Origin of the sequence: Burkholderia sp. Bp8984, assembly GCF_003853755.1 — a bacterium.
In the GTDB taxonomy this organism is placed as follows: Bacteria; Pseudomonadota; Gammaproteobacteria; order Burkholderiales; family Burkholderiaceae; genus Burkholderia.
Genome location: NZ_QTQN01000089.1, coordinates 1 through 1,110, shown reverse-complemented (window position 1 = coordinate 1,110; position 1,110 = coordinate 1). Strand labels below are relative to the sequence as shown.

At 55.4% G+C, this 1,110-nt stretch carries 1 protein-coding gene; it reads left to right on the top strand.

Features of this window, described 5'->3' with window-relative positions:
• Positions 1-564 precede the first annotated feature (564 nt).
• Entirely contained in the window at positions 565-798 is a 234-nt protein-coding gene (locus DID98_RS35430; RefSeq protein ID WP_124572242.1) for a SymE family type I addiction module toxin, read from the top strand.
• The last annotated feature ends 312 nt before the right edge of the window (positions 799-1,110 follow it).

The window sequence follows — 1,110 nt, the reverse complement described above, 5'->3', positions numbered from 1 at the left end:
CTTCATCGAGTTCTCCTTGCCTCTAGGATAAAAGAGAACTCACTTGCCAGATGGCTACAAGAAACGTCTCAGGTCAGGGTCGACCGAGCCGCATGGTGGCACTCTCCTGGCAACGGGAAGCATCAGGTTTGATGCATGAAGCACCATACGCTTCGGTCCAACCCGGTCCACAGGACATGATCACCGTCCTCGATAAAAAGCCTAGTGAAAGACATCCTGGTTCGTGTCGAAAAGCCTTACCGCTGCAGTCTTGTGCCCTTCGAGCAGTTCTCGTTCGACGCGTCTGTTCCGCCGGTCCGACACGAATTGATCGAACATCCTTTTTATGCTGACACGTACTCTCCCGTCACCAGACGACTTCGTCGCTCGCCCATTTCATTTAGCAATGCTGAGTTCCAAACGGCCAGAGGGCCCTATACCGTTCAGCCAATTCGCACGTATTGCACTCTCAAAGCGTTTTTCTTCGCGTAAACTGAACCAGCAGCACCGCAAAAAAGCGCGGGCCGCATGGGCTGCCACCCATACGACCCGCTGACCACAACCAACTCACACCAGGAGTCGGAAATGGCTAACGCCAATCATAAGTCACGCCCCGTCGTAACGGAACGCTTCGTCAAGATTCAAGAATCAGCACGGCATCATTCCTTGTCTAGAGTCCTCCGTGCCATCAGAGCGCACCGGAAACTGAATACGACGTATTACCCGTGGATCAAATGGCTTGAGGACGCGGGATTCGAGGCAGGAGAACGCGTCCGGATTACCGTCGAGGACAAGCGACTCATCATCACGCCGATGTGATCAGCGCATTGCCCATGGTGGGCGTCGCAAGTCACCGCCGCTCAGGTAGCTCAGTACCCGAGACTCGATACCGTTAGTAACTGTGACAAGCGACGACTGCGATGCAGCCCAGCGGGCCAGACACTCAGGTCCGCTGCCGTTTAGCCTGTCAGCACGAGCTGCAACCCAGACCAGGCACACCGCACATTTCTGTCGCCGCAATGCAAAAACCCCCGCCTTTTCGGGCGGGGGTTCTTGGCTTAGGGAGCCTGACGATTACCTACTTTCACACGGGAATCCGCACTATCATCGGCGTAGAGTCGTTTCACGGTC